Genomic DNA, 18136 nt, shown 5'->3' with positions numbered 1-18136 from the left:
AGGTCACTTCAAGAGAGCGAAGCCCATGGGCAGAACCCGCACGAAAGACCTCGGTTCCACACCGGGGCTCGATTCCCCTCCAAGACCCGGAAGCACACATGCCACCGGTACCGCCCTCTCCTTGGCGAACGTCTCCAAGACGTTTCCCGGCGTCCAGGCGCTCGCAGACGTCGACTTCGAGGTCCGCGCGGGTTCGGTCCACGCCCTGCTCGGTCACAACGGATCGGGCAAGTCGACATTGATCAAATGCCTCGCCGGCGTGTACACCCCCGACCCCGGCGCGACCGCCACCGTTTTCGGGGACTCGCTCACCCTCGGGGATTCGGCGGACGCACGGCGTAGGAGACTGCGTTTCGTCCATCAGGACCTCGGGATAGTTCCCGAACTGGGAGCGGTCGACAACATCGGGCTCGCGGCCGGTTACGAACGCGGCCCGTCCGGCCGCATCGCGTGGCGGAGGCAGTCCCGGCGTTCGCGTGATCTGCTCGCCCGGTTCGGCTTCCGCCTCGATCCTCTGATGCCGCTCTCGGCGGCCTCGCCGCCGGAGCGTGCCGTGGTGGCGATCGTGCGCGCGCTCGCCGACTGGGAGGACACGAGCGGTGTCCTGGTCCTCGACGAACCCACGGCCGCGCTCGCGGCCCACGAAGTGGACCGGTTGTTCGAGCTGATCCGCGGGATCAGCTCCGCCGGCGCCGCCGTCGTGCTCGTCTCGCACCGTCTCGACGAGGTCATGGCGGTCGCCGATCACGCGACGGTGCTGCGTGACGGGCGGAAGGTCTGGGACGGCTCCCTCGATGACGTCACGATGGAACGCCTGGTCGATGTCATCGTCGGTACGGACGAAGGGGCGGCCGCGCGAGGGACGGTGACCGGGCCCGGAACACGGAAGACCGCCACCCCGGCCTCCCCCGCACGACGTGGGAACGAGATTCCCACGCTGGAGGTCAAGGACCTCCGGGGCCGTTATCTGGACGGACTCGACCTGCGCGTCGGCACCGGAGAGATCGTCGGGGTGGCCGGTCTGCTCGGTTCGGGTCGCGAAGAACTCCCGTACGTGCTCGCCGGTGCCTGCGGAAGTGGCGTGACCGGCTCGTTCGTCGTCAGCGGTGGTGCCGGTGGAGACGCCGGAAGCATGACGATCCCGCGAGCCCGGGACCTCGGGATCGTCTTCGTGCCGGCCGACCGTGGCGCGGAGGGCGTCGTCGACGGTTTCACGACGACGGAGAACGTCTCGCTCGGTGCGCTCCCGGCGCTTCGTTCCCGGGGCGCCGTGACGCCCTCCCGGGAGCGGCGGTTCGCACGGAAGTGGCTCGCCGCGATGCACGCGGACACGGCGTACGCGCCGCGTCCCGTCTCCACGCTGAGCGGCGGGAACCAGCAGAAGGCCGTTCTGGCCAGGGCACTGTCGGTGGGCCCGAAGATCCTGGTGGTGTCCGAGCCGACGGCGGGCATCGACATCGGCGCCCGCAGGGTGATCTACGACGAACTCCGCCGCCGCGCCGATGACGGTCTGTCCGTCGTCATGGCCTCTTCCGACATCGAGGACCTGCTCGCCTGTTGCGACCGTGTGCTCGCGCTGCGCGACGGTCGCGTCGTCGGGGAGTTCGAAGGCTCCCGGATGACCAAGCCGGCCATTGTCTACGCGATCGAAGGAGCATCCGATGAGCAGGAATGACGATTCGACGGCCGTCCGTACAGGCTCGGGACGTCGCCGTGCGCCCTGGATCCGCCACCTGAGCTTCACTCGCATCGGCGTCATCTACGTCTGGCTCGCGCTGGTGGTCGTCTTCTCGATATGGGCACCCGAGACTTTTCCGTCCATGACCACGGTCCGCTCCGTGCTCAACGGAATGGCCGTTCCCGGCTTGATGGCACTGGCTCTGGTGGTGCCGCTCTCCGCCCGCACCTTCGACCTGTCGATCGGCAACGCCATGGGGCTGGCGAACCTGCTCGTCGCCTGGCTGTTGGTCGTCCGCGGGTGGGACGTTCTGCCCGCGATCGCCGTCACCGTGCTCGCCGGTCTCGCAATGGGCGTGTTCAACGGGCTCGTGGTGGTGAGTTCGCGTATCGACTCGTTCATCGGAACGCTCGCGACGGGCGCGCTCTTCGCCACGGTCGGCTCGATGCTCTCGGTGCAGACGATCACCGGCGGCCCACTCGTCGGCCCGTTCGGCGAATTGGCGACCACCGGTTTCTTCGGGCTCCACGTACCGCTCTTCATGATGCTGGTGGTGGCACTCGCCACCTGGTTCTTCCAGGCGTACACAGTCACGGGCCGCCGTGTGTACGCGCTGGGATTCAGTGAGCGCGCCTCCGAACTCGTGGGCATCCGCGTACGACGGCTCAGGTTCGCCGGTCTGATCGTGACCGGTCTCATCGTCGGTGTCGCCGGCGTCCTGCTCGCCTCGTCCGTGCAGTCCGGCAGCCCCAACATCGGCCCGCCGTACCTGCTCGACGCGTACGCGGCCGTATTCCTCGGAGCGACGCAGTTCGGCGGCCGGTTCAACGCCTGGGGCACCGTCGCCGCGGTCCTGCTCATCGCGACCGGCACCAACGGCATCTACCTGGTCGGCGGTGAGCCGTGGGCACAGAGCATGTTCAGCGGCGTCGTCCTGCTGCTCGCCCTCGGCGCCTCCAACCTCGAACAGGCGATCCGCGCCCGCTCCTGGATCCGCGCGAAGGCGCGGCAGCGATCCGGTCCCCGGGGCGGCGCACAGACCGGTGGGTCCGGCCCCCTCGCCACCGCGGCCCCTTGATTTCCCCCTCACGAAGGAGCGAACACCTCATGAAGCCGACCAGAACCCGGCGTACTGCCCGACGCGCCGCAGCGACCACAGCGGGCACCGTACTGTCCCTGCTCCTGGCGGCCTGCGGCGCCGACGGCGGCACCAGTGACGACAAGCCCGCCACCGCCGCCGACATCGAAGGCATCAAGACGGCGAAAGCCAAGGTGCGGTCCTACGCCGAGGCGCCCACCTCCATCGGCATCACGCAGCCCGTCGGCAAGCCGATCCCCTCGGACAAGAAGATCGTCATGATCGGTGCCGGACCCGGTGGCATCGGCACCATCATCGCGCACGACGCGATGGCCGAGGCCGTCAAAGAACTCGGGTGGGAGCTGAAGTTCATCCAGCCGAAGGAGCCCACGCCCCAACTGCTGCAGCAGGCCCTCGAACAGGCGATCCGGCTGGACCCCGACGCCGTCGTCATCAGCGCGACGAACAAGGACCCGATCCTCGACCAGCTCGCGAAGCTCAAGGCGAAGAACATCCCCGTGGTGTCGAACAACGGCCCGGACCCGTCCGGCGGCCCGATCACCATCCAGATCTCCGGCCTCGACGCCCTGAGCGAACTGGCCGTCGCCATCGCGGACAAGACCCTCGCCGACATGGGCGAGCCGGGCACCATCGGCATCGTCGGCCTGCCGGGATACCGGATCGTCCAGGAGTACATCGGGGTCTACAAGGAGGAGATCGAGACCAAGTGCCCGTCCTGTGAGATCGTCGAGACGACGATCTCGGTCGCCTCGCTCGGCACGACCGCCGGTACGGACATGACCAACTTCACGCGTGCCAATCCCGACATGAAGGCCCTGTTCGTGGGCTACGACGCGATGGGAACCAACCTGTTCAGTGCGGCGCAGGCCGCCGGCGCCAAGCTGCCCCGGACGTACTCCCTGGGCACCGCACCGGCGAGCATCCCGGCTCTCGCCAGCGGCGGCCTGACGGCCTCGGCTCCCCTGGACCAGGGGGAGATGGGATGGCGCACCGTCGACGCGCTGGCCCGCATCTTCACCGGCCAGACGGAGGGCGCGCTCGAGCATGACGTGAAGTACACCCACCCGGTGATCTGGTCCAGTGACCTGAACAATGTCCCGGCCGCTCCGATCGGGAACACCTTCCCGAACCTCGTGAAGGACTACCCGGCGCAGTACAAGAAGCTCTGGGGCAAGTAGGCGGATCACCCGACGAGGACGAGACCCCGGGGCGGTCGGCCGCTTGGACGCCTCCCCGGGCTCCACAGGTCGAGGCCTTGCGCGAGCCGGCAGAGAAAGAGGCGGCAGACGGGTGCCCGGCGGTTCCGGAGGGAGGGACAGTCCCGGCCCAGGACACGAGCGGCCCTTCCTGCGGGACCACGGACGATGACAGCCTGTTCGAGGCGGTTCGCCCACGAACCCGCTCTTCGCGAGACAGATCACGGCCACCACCGACGCGCACAGGTCTTCACTGCCTTGAGGTGCCCACGGCTCCACGGGGGGGTGGGATCCGCGGAAATTCACCGCGCTCCGCTTCTCGACATCTCGCGGCCCCGCACACTCGCTCCGCGGTCCACACCCAGGAGGCTGTCATCTCTTCCTACGCATCCGATCCCGAATCGAACCATGCCGGAGTACTCATCGTCGGCGGTTCCCTCGGCGGCCTGACGACCGCTCTCGCCCTGGCGTCCCGGGGGCTGCCTTCCGTTGTGCTCGAGCGGACCGGGGGACGGACGCAGCGGGGTGTCGCGATCCTCGTGACCGGCGCGCGTCTGCAGCGGGCGATAGGGCCGGCGGCCCAGGACGTCGTCGGCGAAGCGCTCGGCCCGTCCTCGACCAGCCAAGGGGCGCTCCCCCACGCCTGGTGGGACGTCTACTCGGCACTGCGGAGCGCCGTCGACGCCGATCCGCTGATCACGGTCGTGGAAAAGGCGCACGTGGTCAAAGTCGGTCAGGACTCCGCTTCGGTGTGGGCCCGCACCGAGACCGGGGAGGCGTGGACGGCCGATGTGCTTGTCGGCGCGGACGGCTATCGCAGTGTCGTCCGCCGTCACGTGGACGCCGAGCACCCGGACGCGGCGTACGCCGGTTACGTGGTGTGGCTGGGCCAGTCCGCCCTGCCGCCCTCCCATCGGGACCGGCCCGGCGGGCCGGACTTCTTCCCCAGCGGTGACGACATGCTCGCGGTGTATCCGCTCGCGGAGAGGGACGGGCAGGTGACGCGCTTCGGCTGGGGCTGGTTCGATCCGAACCGCAACGCCCACTTCCGCCGCATCGGCGCCGTCGCCGGGAAGCGAGTGATGCGGACCCCACGACCCGGCGACATCCCGGACGAGCTCTACCGGACGATGGCGACCGCGGCCGGACACAAGTGGGACGAGCCCTGGCGCTCGGCTGTCGCCGAGGCCTTTCACGCGCGCGAGGTCGTCGCGACGCCGATCGCCGAATACCTGCCGGACCGGGTCGTCAGCGGCCGCGTGGCCCTCCTCGGGGACGCGGCCCACGCACAGACGCCGATGACGGGTGCGGGCTTCGAGGAAGCCGTGACGGACGCCAGGGTGATCGCGGACGCCCTGGCCGGGACGGATTCGCCCGAGCGGGCCCTGGAACGCTACGAGCTCCATCGCCTGGCAGACATGCGCCACCGCGTTTCGGCAGGGCAGTCGTTCAGCCGGTCCTTCGCCGGTGCGTAACCGCCTCGTCCTCGGACACGGGAATCGAAGCAGTCGGCACCTTCACACCTGCTGCCCTCCCGTGCCGCCCCCTAGGCAACATAGAAAATAATATATACGATTCACGTGATCATTCCACACTTTCGCGCCCGTGTGCTGCGACGGACATCCAGACGCCCGGCAGCACTCGCGACAAGTCCGGCAGGTCATTTGCCGTCGGCAGGCCGGGCAAGAGGGAGGCCCCCATGTCAGTCGCCCCGTTCTCAGAGAAGTACTGGAGTCCGGTGGAGACCCTCTCGCCGGAAGAGGCGCGCGTGCTCCAGGGCGAAGCCCTGAGAGAGCAAGTGGCTCACCTCGCCGCGAACAGCGCCTTCTACCGGGAGAAGTTCGCCCGGAACGCTGTCGACCCGGCGAGGGTCAGGTCGGTCGACGACCTGGCCGGCCTTCCCTTCACCGAGAAGCAGGAACTCCGCGACAGTCTGGCCGCAGCGCCGCCTCTGGGTTCCCACGTCGGTGTCGGCAGCGCCGAGATCGTGCAGATCCAGGCTTCCTCGGGCACCACCGGCAGCCCCTCGTACGTGGGCCTGACCGCTTCCGACATCGTCACCTGGTGCGAGCTCGGGGCCAGGGCCCTCTACGCGAACGGGTTCCGGCCCGGCGACCGGCTGCTGCACGCCTTCGGCATGAGCAAGGGCTTCGTCGGCGGGCTGCCCATCGTGCAGATCCTGCAGTACATGGGCATCGTCGACATCCCGATCGGCGCGGAGGCCGGGGCGGAGCGGCTGCTGCGCGTCCAGGCCGACCAGCGCCCGAACGCCCTGATCGGCACACCGCACTTCCTCGCCCACCTCGCCGAGCAGGCCCCGAAGATCGTCGGCCGCCCCGCCCGTGAGCTGGGCGTCCGCGCCATCAGCGTCGGCGGCGAGCCAGGCGGCGGTCTCCCGGCCGTGCGGGAGAAGCTGGAGTCATTGTGGGGCGCGACCTCGCGGGAGATGCTGGGCGGGACCGACATCGCCTGCACCTACTGGGGCGAGTGCGAAGCGGCCGACGGCATGCACTTCTTGTCGCCCGACCTCATGATCGCCGAGTTGATCGATCCGGAGAGCGGTGCCCGGGTCGAGCCGGTCGAAGGTGCCCAGGGCGAGCTCGTCTATACCGCGCTGCGCCGCCGGGCCTCCGCCCTGCTGCGCTTCCGCACCCGGGACCACGTCGTCGTCACCGGGACGGACTGCCCGTGCGGGCGGACCGGCTTCAAGGTTCGGTGCATAGGACGCACGGACGACATGCTGATCGTGCGCGGGATCAACCTCTTCCCCTCGGCGGTCAAGCAGCTCGTCGCCGAGCTGGCGCCGGCGACGACCGGGGAAATGCGCATCCGCGTCGACTTCGAGGGCCACTCGACCCAGCGACCGCTGCCCCTGGTCGTGGAACACGCCGCGGGCATGGGGCCCGAGGCACAGAGCGATCTGCGCGCCACGATCGAGCAGCGGGTCCGTTCCGCCCTCAACGTGAAGACGGTCGTCGAACTCGTCCCGGACGGAACCCTGAAGCGACCGGACCACGTCAAGGTCTCACTGATCGAACGCGTCGCGCCGTAGAGCCGCGTCGGCATTCCTCCGGGGCGCCGAACGCAGCCCGGCGCAGCCGACAAGAGGTCTGTGTACCCCCTGGCTCACGAAGCATGTACGGACGGTGGTGGCCGATGGGGGGACGGTTCTGTACCTGGTTGACCTGCTCTTTGCGTGGAATTGTCGTACAGGTGAAGCCTGAGAAGAGTTCCGAGAGGCCTTCCGGGGCTCACGACAGGCCGGATCGGTCACGCCGGCCGCCCTTCCCTGCGCTACGCATGACAAGGAGCAGCACATGGAGCACGTACGGTTCAAGAACCGGAGCTGGGACGTCGCAGCGGACCTGCGGCTCCCCAAGGACTTCGACGCCTCGAAGAAGTACCCCGCGATCATCTGCGCACACCCGATCAGCAGCTGCAAGGAACAGACCTCGGGCAGCATCTACGCCGAACGGCTGACCGAGCAGGGGTACGTCACCCTCGCCTTCGACGCCTCCCATCAGGGCGAGAGCGGCGGCGAACCGCGCTACCTGGAGGACCCGGCCACGCGCGTCGAGGACTTCCGCTGCGCGGTGGACTACCTGGTGACGCTCGACTACGTCGACGAGGACCGCATCGGTTGCCTCGGCGTCTGCGGCGGGGGCGGCTACGCGGCCAACGCCACCATGACCGAGCACCGCATCAAGGCACTGGTCACGGTCGTCGGAGCCAACTACGGCCGGCTGATGCGGGAGGGCGACCTGTCGGCCGGCGCCGCCGTCGCGACGCTGGAGGCGATCGGCAAGCAGCGCACCGTCGAAGCGCGTGGCGGAGAAGCCGCCATCACGACCTACATCCCCAACTCCCAGGAGGAGCGGGAGGCCGCCGGTGTCACCGACATCGACATCGTCCAGGCGATCGACTACTACAAGACGCCCCGGGGGGAGAATCCCAACTCGCCGAACAAACTGCGCTTCTCCGGACTCTCCGCGGCCGTCGGATGGGACGCCTTCCACCTGGCCGAGGTGCTGCTGACGCAGCCCCTCCAGGTCATCGTGGGCAGCGTGCCGGGCAGCTTCGGCTCGTACCGGGACGGATTCGAGCTCTTCGACCGGGCCCGGTCCGAGAAGAAGGACATCCTGGTCGTCGAGGGTGCCAGCCACTACGACCTGTACGACCAGCCGTTCGCGGTCGATCAGGCCTTCGAGAAGATCACGCCGTTCTTCAAGGACAACCTGTAACACCGTGCCGGCCGGACGCCGGTGCTCATCGCGCGAGCCAGCCGCCGTCGACTGCGAGGCAGTGGCCGGTCACGAACGAGGCGGCGTCCGACCCGAGCCAGAGCACGGCATCGGCGACCTCCCTGGGGTCGCCGAGCCGCGCCATCGGCTCCAGTGCCACCATGGCCGCACGTCCCTCTTCGGTGCCTCCGCTGAAATCCGCGGCCATCGGGGTGTCGACGGCGCCGGGAAGGACGGCGTTGACCCGGATGCCCCGGGTGGCGTAGTCGAGGGCCGCCTTCTTGGTCAGTCCGACGACGGCGTGTTTGGACGCCGTGTAGGCCGTCAGCCCCAGGGACGCGACCTCGCTCGCGACGGAGCCCGCGTTGACGATCGCGCCGCCGCCCTGGGCCAGCATGACGGGCGCCTGGTATTTGAGGCAGTGGAAGACGCCCGACACGTTGACCGCGATGACGCGGTTCCACGTCGTGACGTCGGTGGTGTCGACCGGGCCGTACGGATCGAAGGTCGCCGCGTTGTTGAAGGCGACATCCAGGCGTCCGAACGCCGTCACCGTCCCCGCCACGGCCGCTTCCACCTGGGCGGGGTCGGCGACGTCGGTCGTGAAGGCCCGCACCTCGGCTCCCGTTTCCGCGATCAGCGACGCGGTCCCTTCGAGTCCCTCCGCGCTGATGTCGGCGATCGCGACGGCGGCACCGGCCCGGGCGAAGGCGAGCGCAGTGGCGCGCCCGATCCCCGATCCCGCGCCGGTCACGAACGCGGCCCTGCCGGAATAGTCGAACGCGACTGCCACGAGATAGCTCCTAGGAATGTCCTGCGGACCCGCCGGATGCGGACCGCAGATCGAACACCAAGGAGAAAATATTATATTCATGCGACGGAGGGAAGGGTTCCGTTCCGTGGGTGCGATCAGCTCGGCGCCCGTCAGGGCACGGCGAGAACGATCTTCCCGAGCGCCTGGTGCGAGCCGAGCCTCCGCACCGCCTCGGATGCGGTGTCGAAGTCGTACGTACTGTCGATCAGCGGCCGCACCCGGCCGTCGAGGAGGGCGGGCGCGAGCGCGTCCACCGCGCCGGAGAGGACGGCGCCGAGCTTCGCGGGCCGGGAGAAGCCGAAGGACACCCCTCGGACCCGCAGGTGCCGGTAGGACAGGGCGTCCAGGTCGATGGTGGACTCGGCCCGGTCGAGACGACCGATGTTGACCACACTGCCGTCGACCCGGGTGGCCGGCAGGCACGCGGCGAAGGTTCGACCTCCCACATGATCCAGGACGAGGTCGACACCCTCGCCGCCGGTGAGCTCCAGGACGGCCTCCGCGAGGTCCCGCTCCTCCGTGGCCACGACCTCGTCGGCCCCGATCTCTCGCAGCAGGGCCCCTCTGGCGGCGGTACGGGTCGTGGCGACGACCGTCGAAGCACCGAGGGCCTTGGCGATCTGGACGCCGACCAGACCGACGCTGGACGTGGCGCCCGTGATCAGGACCGACCGACCGGCCTCGAAGCCACCGCTCGTCAGGGCCCCGTGCTCGGTGAGCAACCCCGTGGGCAGCGCGGCGGCCTCCTCGTACCCGAGACCGTCCGGAATCGGGACGGCATGGCGATGGTCGGCCAGGACGTACTGGGCGAAGCTGCCCGGCGTCGTACCCATCACCCGCGCGCCGATCCCGGGGCCGGCCACCCCCTCCCCCAGGGCCGCGACCTCGCCGGCGAACTCGTACCCGGCGAGGTACGGCACGCCCGTGCCGCCGGCCGTCGGATCGGCGGCGGCCAGGACCGAGGCGTCCGCGTGGTTCAGGGCGGCGACCCGGGCACGGACCAGCACCTGGCCGGGGCCGGGGGCGGGGACGGGAACCTCGCGGGACGCCCACGCGGGTCCGGTGCCGCCGTACAGCGCGGTCATGGTCGAGGGCATGCGTACTCCTTCGCGTACACGGAAACCGGCAGGGCGGGTCCCGATGGGCGGGAGTCGCTCGCCGATTTGACGAAACGGATTTTATTTTCCATATTGTATGTCACTGGGTAATGACATCGACCGTTGACAACGGTCCGCCCGAAAGGAAGCCGCAGCATGGTCGAGCCCTCCTCGGGCACCCCGCAGGACGACGGACGCGGAAACGGCGCCGTGCGACCACGGGCCCTGCTGCCCTCCCTCATGTTCACCTCCCTGACCGTCTCTGTCATCAGCACGCTCGGGGCCCCCATGGTCCCCACCATCGCCCGCGAGCAGCACGTGTCGCTCAGCGCCGCTCAGTGGGTGCTGACCGCGACCCTGCTCGCCGGAGCCGTCGCGGGCCCGGTCCTCGGCCGGCTCGGTGACGGACCGCGCCGCCGTGCGGCCATCCAGGCGTCCCTGGTCGGCGTGCTCGTCGGAAGCGTCCTGGCGGCGACCGCGCCCGGACTCCCGCTCCTGCTCGCGGGACGGGCCCTGCAGGGCATGGGCATGGGCCTGCTGCCTCTGACCATCGCCGTCGCCCGCGACCACCTGCCCCCGAAGCGCATGCGCTCGGGCATCGCGTCGCTCTCCATCACCACGTCCGTGGGCGCGGGCATCGGCTACCCCCTGACGGGCGTCATCGCCCAGCACCTCGACCATCGCGCCGGCTTCTGGTTCGCGGCGCTGCTGAGCGCCGCCGCCCTCGTGGTGGTGAGGTGGGTCGTGCCCGAGGGTTCCTCCACCCCGTCGCGTCCGCTCGACCTGGCCGGGGCCGCGCTGCTCTGCTCCGGTCTCGCCCTCGTCCTCCTGGCCGTGAGCCAGGGGGTTGCCTGGGGGCCGGTGTCGGGCGCCACGCTCGGATGCCTGGGCGGCGGAGCGGTTCTGCTGGCCCTGTGGGTGTTCCAGGCCCGCCGTACCCCCCATCCCCTGGTCGACGTACGGCTGATGCGCAACCGGGCCGTCCTGGCGGCCAACACGACCGCGCTGCTCACCGGCGTCGGCATGTTCGGCGTGCTGTCCCTGGTGAACCTCTACACGCAGGTCCCCGCCGAGGCCGGGTACGGTTTCCACCTCTCCCTCACCGCCACGGGACTCGTTCTGCTGCCGATGTCCGTGGGCAGCGTGGCGGCGAACCGGCTCGCCTCCGCCCTCGTCTCCCGGTTCGGGCCGTTCCGCGTCCTCCCGCTGGGGTCGCTCGTCGTCACCCTCGACCTGGTCGCGCTCGCCCTGTGGCGGGACCACATGGCGGTCCTCGTCCTCGGCACCTTCCTGCTCGGAGCCGGTGTGGGCGCGGCCTACGCGGTCATGCCGCTGCTCATCGTCCGCCACGTTCCGGCGTCCGAGACCGGCAGCGCCACCAGTTTCAACCAGGTGCTGCGTACGGTCGGGGGTTCCGTCGGCAGCGCCGCCATCTCGGCGATCATGCTCGCCTTCACCCCCGCCGGCAGCCTCCTTCCCGACGACGCCGCCTACACCACGGCCCTCCTGGCCACGGCGGCGGCGACCTTCCTCGGCGTCGTCGCCGCCGTCGCCCTGCCACCGCGCCGGTCCACCGCCCCGGTGACCGGGTCCGCCGTCGTGACCCGGGGCACCGCCCGGGGCGGACGGATCACCGGCCCCGCCGCTTCGGGAACCGACCGCCGCAACTCCGGACGCTGAGCGCAGACCGAACCCCGAGGAGTCAGTCATGGGATCGTCCAAGGAACAGCCTCGCGGCAGGAAGCGCGACGCGGACGCCACGCGGGCCGCGCTGCTCGACGCCGCCCGGGAGCTCTTCGGCCGCCACGGATACGCGGCGGTGACGCTGCGGGACATCGGCGAGCGCGCCGGGGCCGACGGGTCCCTCGTCGCACGGTACTTCGGTGGCAAGGCCGCGCTGTACCGGTCGGCGGTCGCCGAGGACGGCCGGGAGTCGGCGGCCTCCCCCGAGGGCGTGGCCCCGGGGGCCTACACGGCGGAAGCACTGCGCCGAGCCGACCTGCGGGGCACTCCGGGACCACTCGTCCAGGCACTCCTCTCCCAGGGCAGTGCTCCGGAGGTGCGCGCCTCCGCTGCAGAGGAGATGCGCGACCGTCTGGTGTCGCCGCTCGCCGCCCGGCTGGCGCTCGGAGGTGCGGACGACCCGGTGGCCGGGGCCGAAGTCCTGGTCGCCTGTCTGGTGGGTGTGATCTCCCTGCGGACGAGCGGCCTCTTCGACGGCCTGTCGCGGGTGGACCCGGAAGTGGTCGGCGCGGTCCTCGAATCGGCCGCGCGGGCATGGCCCGCGGTGGCCACGTACGTACCGGGGACGGACGCCTCGACCGGCCCGGCCGCCGACGGCGCCGGTGACGGACCGAACCCGTCGGTCGATGACGGCGCCTCCTGAGGGGCTTCGGGAGCGGGGCCGCCACACCGGCCGAGGGCCCGGGTGATCTGTTGAATCCGCACGGACGGGGCGCGTCCGGTACGGCTGGACACGGGCGGCCCCACGGCGGTCCGGGCACACGACACCGTTCGCCGCGACGTTCTTCCTGTCGTCGGCGAAGGGTGGTGACGCGTTCGCGACCGGCCCCCGGCAGAGGCCATGGCCGGCTTCACGACCCGGGAGACGATCCGCCGCTTGCCCCCCCCTGTCGGCGGTGCTGCCCCGTACAGGCCGGCACCCGGGTCTCCGCGTACTAGGCAGTGTCCCGTGGATCACCACATGAGGTAATTGATCAATGAGCTACTTCATGTACGACGTCATGGGCGGGACGGTCGACGAGCCTGACTCGGAGACGATGAAGCGAGTGCTCGACGGTCTGGCACAGGCCGATGACGAGCACCCCGATGTCTCACTCACCCATGAAAGCGGGTGGTCCCTCAGCGCCTTCGGTGACGGTCTGCTGGTCTGGGAGAACCCGGACGAGGACTCGATGGCTCCGGGGGAGATGCGCGATGTCGCCCGCGAGGAGGTTCTCCGGCTCTTCGGACTGCTGGCGGCGGGTGACATCGCATCGGTTGAGGCGCTCTCCTGGCAGAGATGACCGGCCTCAGCGTCAGGTTCGGACCCAGAGGAAGATTGCTGCGACCTGAAGTGCCGCGAGGTAGTGCACGGCGAGCTTGTCGGTGCGCATGGCGATACCGCGCCACTGCTTGAGCCGGTTGATGCATCGCTCGACAGTGTTGCGGTGCTTGTACGCCTGGCGGTCGAAGCTGGGCGGGCGGCCGCCGCGTGATCCGCGCCGTTTGCGGTTGGCGATCTGGTCGGCAGGTTCCGGGATCACCGTCGTGATGCCGCGACGGCGCAAATAGGAGCGGATCGCGCGGGAGGAGTACGCGCGATCCGCGCTCACGCTGGCCGGTCTCGTCCTGGGTCTGCCGTTCCCGATCCTGGGCACGCGGATGCCGGCCATGACGGCCTCGAAGTAGAGAGAGTCGTGGCGGTGCCCAGCCGCGACCAGCAGTGACAACGGACGGCACCGGCCGTCGGCTGCCAGGTGGACTTTGGTGGTCAGCCCGCCGCGGGATCGCCCGAGAGCGTGATCATCCGGTTCTCCTGATGGAGCCCCCTTTTACGGGCGCCGGCAGCGTGCTGATGAGCGCGCACGGTGGTGGAGTCCACACTGACCAGCCAGTCGATGTCTCCGGCTGCGTCGGCCTGGGCTTGGAGTTCGGTCAGGATCCGCTGCCAGGTGCCGTCCCTCGCCCAACGCCGGAAGCGGTTGAAAACCGTCTGCCAGGGACCGAACCGCTCAGGCAGGTCCCGCCATGCGTTGTTGCCCCGGTACTTCCAAGCCACCGCGTCGATGATCACCCGATGGTCCCGCCATCGACCACCGCACGGCGGATCCGGCGGCAGCAGTCGCCGAATCCGCTCCCAGCCCTCATCGCTCAACCCACCCCTGGACTCCACATCGGATCAAACGATCATCTGATCCACGGGACACTGCCTAGTCGAGGTTGACGTACACGGCCTTCGGATACAGGAAGCTGTCCACGTGCTCCTTGGCGCCCTTCCAGCCGTAGCCGCTCATCTTGGTGCCGCCGAACCCGACGGCCGGGTCGAGGACTCCGTAGCAGTTGACCCAGATCGTGCCGGCCGTGATCCCGCGCGAGACCTTGTGCGCGGTCGACAGGTCCCGCGTCCACACGCCGCCCGCGAGTCCGTACGGCGTGTCGTTGGCGATGCGCAGGGCGTCGTCCATGTCGTCGAAGGGGATCACGGAGGCCACCGGGCCGAAGATCTCCTCCTGCGCGATGGTCATGTCGTTCGTGGCTCCGGCGAAGATCGTCGGTTCGACGAAGTAACCGCCCGCGAGGTCGCCGCCGAGACGGCTGCCGCCGCCGGCCAGCCGGGCCTCGTCGCCACCCACACCGATGTAGTGCATGACGCGTTCGAGCTGGCGCTCCGAGACGAGGGGGCCGAGCTGGGTGTCCGGGTCGAGCCCGTCCCCCACCCGGATCGTCTTCGTGAACTCCCGCATGCGCTCGACGAACTCGTCGTGGACCGAGCGCTGGACGAGGATCCGGGTGCCGGCGACGCAGACCTGGCCGCTGTTGGTGTAGACGCCCATCGCGGCACCGGGTACGGCCTTGTCGAGGTCGGCGTCGGCGAAGACGATGTCGGGCGACTTGCCGCCGAGCTCCAGCTGCAGCCGCTTGAGGTTGCCGGCCGAGGCCTTGACGATCGCCCGCGCGGTGCCGACGGAGCCGGTGAACGCGACGCGGTCGACGTCCTCGTGCTCCGCCAGGGCCTGGCCCGCCTCGGCACCGTACCCGGTCACGACGTTGACGACGCCGTCGGGCACACCGGCCTCGGTCAGCAGTTCTGAGACGCGAAGGACGGAGAGGGAGGCGTCCTCGGCGGGCTTGAGGACGGCCGTGCAGCCGGTGGCCAGGGCCGGGCCGAAGATCCACCAGAGGCCGATCAGCGGGCCGTTCCAGGGAATGATGCCACCGACGACACCCACGGGGGCCTGGTGCTTCAGCGTCAGGAAGTTGCCGGGGAGCGAGTTCTGCGGTGTGGCGACGCCCGCGGAATCGCACTGCGACGCGAAGAACTGCAGGACCTGGGAGGTCCATTCGGCGAGGTTCCTCGTCCTGGCCAGGGGCGCTCCCATGTCGAGCGTCTCGATCAGGGCGAGTTCGTCGAAGTGGTCGAGGACGACGTCGTGGACCTTCAGCAGGAGTTTGCGGCGCTGGTGCGGCGTCCAGCGGCTCCACTCCCCCTCGAAGGCGCGCCGGGCGGCCTTGACGGCCCGGTCGATGTCGGTGGCGTCGCCCTGGGCGATGGTGCCGAGCGTCTTGCCCGTGGCCGGGTTGACGACGTCGATCCGCCTGCCGGAGGCGGCGTCGACCCATTCACCGCCGATCAGGAGCTTCTTGTGGCCCGTGACGAACTCCGGGATCGCCTGCGTAGCAGCTGACGAGGTGGTCATGCGCGTTCTCTTCTCTGTTTCGTCCATGAGCAGAAGCGGCTCTACGGGGAGAAAGCGGGGAAACGGATGGCCGTCAGACGACCAGGAGCTTGGTCAGGGTGGCGGCGGGCACGTCGTTGTCGCCCTCGGTGATCGTCCGCAGCAGTTCCTCGCTCTGCTCGGCGCCCATGACCGTCACCGTCAGGTCGCGGAACTTGGCGTCGAGGTCGGCCTGCGGCATCGGGTTCTCGGCAGTGCCGAGCGGACTCTCGACGAAGAGGCTCTCCGTGGAACCGTCGCGGTAGGTGACGGTGATGTTCCCGACCCACTTCCCTGCGTACCTCGCGTCGAGCTCGGGCTTGGGCGTGATGTGGATCCGGTGGGCCAGCTCCGCCACCTCTCCACCCGAGGAGAGGTCGAGCTCGCCGTCCAGGTAGGCGCGGTGGGTGAGGTAGCCGTTGCCGCGGCCGAGGAGGGACAGGGCGAACTGGAACGGCAGGCTGTACTGGAGGTTCTCGATGCTCTGCGGTGCGTAGGCGTTGACGTTGCGGGTCCCGACGATGACGTTGCCGCCGGTCTGGATGTCCAGTTCGACACTCTCGATGAGCTCGACGCGGTCCGAGAACCGCCGTGCGCCGTCGATGTACGCGTGGTTGATCCCGCAGCAGCAGTAGGGCTTGATCCAGACGCGCTCGATCTCGAACGGGGCGTCCGGGGAGAAGGCGTCCGCGGCGTCCGCGGCGACCTCGCGCCCGACGAAGGTCCGGTAGAACCCCTTGGAGCCGGTGAGGAAGGCGAGCGGGCCGGTGATGCCGGCCTCGGCCATCTCGGCCGCGCGGATCCCGTTCCGGGTGCCGATTCCCGCGTGCACGCGCTTCACGGAACCGCCCGAGGAGGTGTACTCGGTGGTGCCCGAGCAGTGGCTCGTCGCGATGGCGAGGGCGTGGATGGTGCGCTCCAGGTCGAAGCCGCGCATCTTCGCGACCACCGCGGCGGCACCGAGGTTCGACAGGACCGCGTGCGGGTGGAAGCCCCGCTCCAGGAGCTCCGGCGCGGCCAGGACGCCGATCCGGGTGTAGATCTCGTATCCCGCGACGATTCCGAGCAGCACGTCCCGCATCGTGGCGCCGAGTTCCTCGCCGACTGCGAGGGCGGTCGAGACCACGCAACTGCCCGGATGGCTGGAACTGGCACGGTGGGCGTCGTCGTACTCGAACCCGTGGCCGAAGGTGGCGTTGACGAAGGCCGCGTCCGCCGCGCTCATCATGTCGCCGGTGAGGACCACACGTGATCCCCCCGGTACGTGACGGCTCCGCGTCAGATCGAGTACGGCACGACTCCAAGGCAGGTCCGCACAGCCGATCTGCACCGCCAACTGGTCCTGCAACAGCCGCCGCGCGCCCCGTACCACCTCGGGCGGGAGTGAGTCGTGGTCCAGCTCCGCCACCAACCGGGCGGCAGCTGCTTCGACTGGGAGGGTGGTCTGCACGTCGTGCGCCTCGCTTCCGGCGAAAGTATCCTCAAGAAGGATGCTTAATATATTTTATACTGTGAGCTTTGACCAGACCTCTGCTCAGCGCGCTCAGGGCTCCGGGCAGGGGACCAGGGGGCCCGCGCTCACGACGCTCACACATCACCAGGAAACTGAAAAGGGGCGGAAAACAGCCCCGGACAACACTGTCCTAGGACACCACCGGCCCCCTCACAAATTACTCCTGGCCTGCAAGACTGACAGGTATGGAACGAAATGCGCACAGCAGTGAACTAGGCGCTTTCCTCAAAGCCCGCCGCATGGAGCTCGGCCCGTCGGAGGTCGGGCTGCCGGACATGGGGGGCCGACGCCGGGTGAAGGGTCTGCGCCGGGAGGAAGTGGCGCTGCTGGCCTCCATCAGCACCGACTACTACACCCGGCTCGAGCAGGGACGCCGGACGGCGTCGCCGCAGGTCCTGGACAGCATCGCCCGGGTCCTCCGGCTCGACCGGGACCAGCGCGAGTACATGCTCGAACTGGCGGGCAAGGACGCCGCCCGGCCTCGGCGGCAGGCCGTGCAGAAGGTCCACCCCCAACTGCGGCGACTGCTCGACGACCTGGTGACCGTGCCCGCCGTCGTCCTGGGCCGCCGTATGGACATTCTGGCGTGGAACTCCCTGGCCGCCGCCCTGGTCACGGATTTCTCGAAGATTCCGGAGAAGCAGCGCAATTACGTGCGTCTGGTATTCACGGACCCCGCCGTACGGGCGCTGTACCCGGACTGGGAGAACGTCGCCCACACCGGCGTGTCCCAGCTCCGCATGGAGGCGGCACGCGACCCGCAGGACCAGCGGCTCGCCGCCCTCGTGGGCGAGCTGTCCGTGCGCGACGAGCACTTCCGTCAGTGGTGGGGCGCCCACCACGTCGCCGTGCGCGGCATGGGCACCAAGGTGTTCCGCCACCCCGTGGCCGGCGATCTCACCCTCGACTGGGACACGCTGACCTGCGCCACCGACCCGGACCAGTCCCTCGTCACCTGGACGGCGGAACCGGGCAGCCCTTCCCACGACGGTCTGCGCTTCCTCGCCTCCTGGGCCGCCGAAGCGGACACGACGGCAGGGGCCGAGACCGCGAGCTGATC

General features: G+C 69.6%; 15 protein-coding genes. 10 read left to right on the top strand and 5 right to left on the bottom strand.

Annotation, left to right across the window (positions count from 1 at the left end; genetic code table 11):
- Positions 1–121 precede the first annotated feature (121 nt).
- From CP977_RS31190 to CP977_RS31165, 6 genes are all read left to right on the top strand, one after another.
- Positions 122–1675, top strand: coding sequence for a sugar ABC transporter ATP-binding protein (locus tag CP977_RS31190; protein ID WP_167309011.1), 1554 nt, complete (start codon positions 122–124; stop codon positions 1673–1675).
- The gene (locus CP977_RS31185) at positions 1662–2756 is read left to right on the top strand and encodes an ABC transporter permease (RefSeq protein WP_152371260.1); all 1095 of its coding nucleotides are present in this window, start codon (positions 1662–1664) and stop codon (positions 2754–2756) included. The genes CP977_RS31190 and CP977_RS31185 overlap by 14 nt, the downstream gene beginning before the upstream one ends.
- 29 nt (positions 2757–2785) lie before the next feature.
- The gene (locus tag CP977_RS31180) at positions 2786–3955 is read left to right on the top strand and encodes a sugar ABC transporter substrate-binding protein (RefSeq protein WP_152371259.1); all 1170 of its coding nucleotides are present in this window, start codon (positions 2786–2788) and stop codon (positions 3953–3955) included.
- 557 nt (positions 3956–4512) lie between these two features.
- Positions 4513–5448 (top strand): FAD-dependent monooxygenase, encoded by a 936-nt coding sequence (locus CP977_RS34280; RefSeq protein WP_167309010.1) that lies wholly within the window; start codon positions 4513–4515, stop codon positions 5446–5448.
- A gap of 224 nt (positions 5449–5672) precedes the next feature.
- Positions 5673–7025, top strand: a complete 1353-nt coding sequence (locus tag CP977_RS31170; RefSeq protein WP_062759877.1) for a phenylacetate--CoA ligase family protein — start codon at positions 5673–5675, stop codon at positions 7023–7025.
- Between the two features lie 265 nt (positions 7026–7290).
- Positions 7291–8214 (top strand): alpha/beta hydrolase, encoded by a 924-nt coding sequence (locus CP977_RS31165; RefSeq protein ID WP_062759876.1) that lies wholly within the window; start codon positions 7291–7293, stop codon positions 8212–8214.
- Between the two features lie 25 nt (positions 8215–8239).
- Here the strand turns inward: CP977_RS31165 and CP977_RS31160 are convergent, their stop codons facing one another.
- On the bottom strand, positions 8240–9007 hold the full coding sequence (locus CP977_RS31160) for a glucose 1-dehydrogenase (RefSeq protein ID WP_062759875.1): 768 nt from the start codon (positions 9005–9007) through the stop codon (positions 8240–8242).
- A 131-nt stretch (positions 9008–9138) separates the two neighbouring features.
- Positions 9139–10125, bottom strand: a complete 987-nt coding sequence (locus tag CP977_RS31155; protein ID WP_062759874.1) for a quinone oxidoreductase family protein — start codon at positions 10123–10125, stop codon at positions 9139–9141.
- A gap of 156 nt (positions 10126–10281) precedes the next feature.
- Between CP977_RS31155 and CP977_RS31150 the strand changes: the two genes are divergently transcribed.
- From CP977_RS31150 to CP977_RS31140, 3 genes are all read left to right on the top strand, one after another.
- Positions 10282–11805, top strand: coding sequence for an MFS transporter (locus CP977_RS31150; protein WP_152371257.1), 1524 nt, complete (start codon positions 10282–10284; stop codon positions 11803–11805).
- Positions 11806–11833: 28 nt separating this feature from the next.
- The gene (locus CP977_RS31145; protein ID WP_152371256.1) at positions 11834–12511 is read left to right on the top strand and encodes a TetR/AcrR family transcriptional regulator; all 678 of its coding nucleotides are present in this window, start codon (positions 11834–11836) and stop codon (positions 12509–12511) included.
- A gap of 334 nt (positions 12512–12845) precedes the next feature.
- Positions 12846–13151 (top strand): hypothetical protein, encoded by a 306-nt coding sequence (locus CP977_RS31140; protein ID WP_053641273.1) that lies wholly within the window; start codon positions 12846–12848, stop codon positions 13149–13151.
- Between the two features lie 12 nt (positions 13152–13163).
- On the opposite strand, the gene CP977_RS31135 is transcribed toward CP977_RS31140, so the two are convergent.
- The 3 genes from CP977_RS31135 to CP977_RS31125 all read right to left on the bottom strand — a co-directional run bounded on the left by CP977_RS31135 (position 13164) and on the right by CP977_RS31125 (position 17013).
- A protein-coding gene (locus CP977_RS31135; RefSeq protein WP_244412637.1) for an IS5 family transposase occupies positions 13164–14020 on the bottom strand; the annotation gives its coding sequence in 2 pieces (ribosomal slippage) (positions 13164–13681 and positions 13681–14020; 858 coding nt in all).
- A gap of 37 nt (positions 14021–14057) precedes the next feature.
- Entirely contained in the window at positions 14058–15545 is a 1488-nt protein-coding gene (locus CP977_RS31130; RefSeq protein ID WP_062759871.1) for an aldehyde dehydrogenase family protein, read from the bottom strand.
- A gap of 73 nt (positions 15546–15618) precedes the next feature.
- Entirely contained in the window at positions 15619–17013 is a 1395-nt protein-coding gene (locus CP977_RS31125) for an MmgE/PrpD family protein (RefSeq protein WP_062759870.1), read from the bottom strand.
- A gap of 248 nt (positions 17014–17261) precedes the next feature.
- Between CP977_RS31125 and CP977_RS31120 the strand changes: the two genes are divergently transcribed.
- A complete protein-coding gene (locus tag CP977_RS31120) occupies positions 17262–18134 on the top strand; it encodes a helix-turn-helix domain-containing protein (protein ID WP_062759869.1) in 873 nt (290 codons plus the stop codon).
- Positions 18135–18136: the final 2 nt, after the last annotated feature.

This window comes from Streptomyces cinereoruber (genome assembly GCF_009299385.1).
Classification (GTDB): Bacteria; Actinomycetota; Actinomycetes; order Streptomycetales; family Streptomycetaceae; genus Streptomyces; species Streptomyces bikiniensis.
The sequence above is the reverse complement of the archived record's forward strand: the minus strand, read 5'-3'. Positions and strand labels throughout refer to the sequence as shown.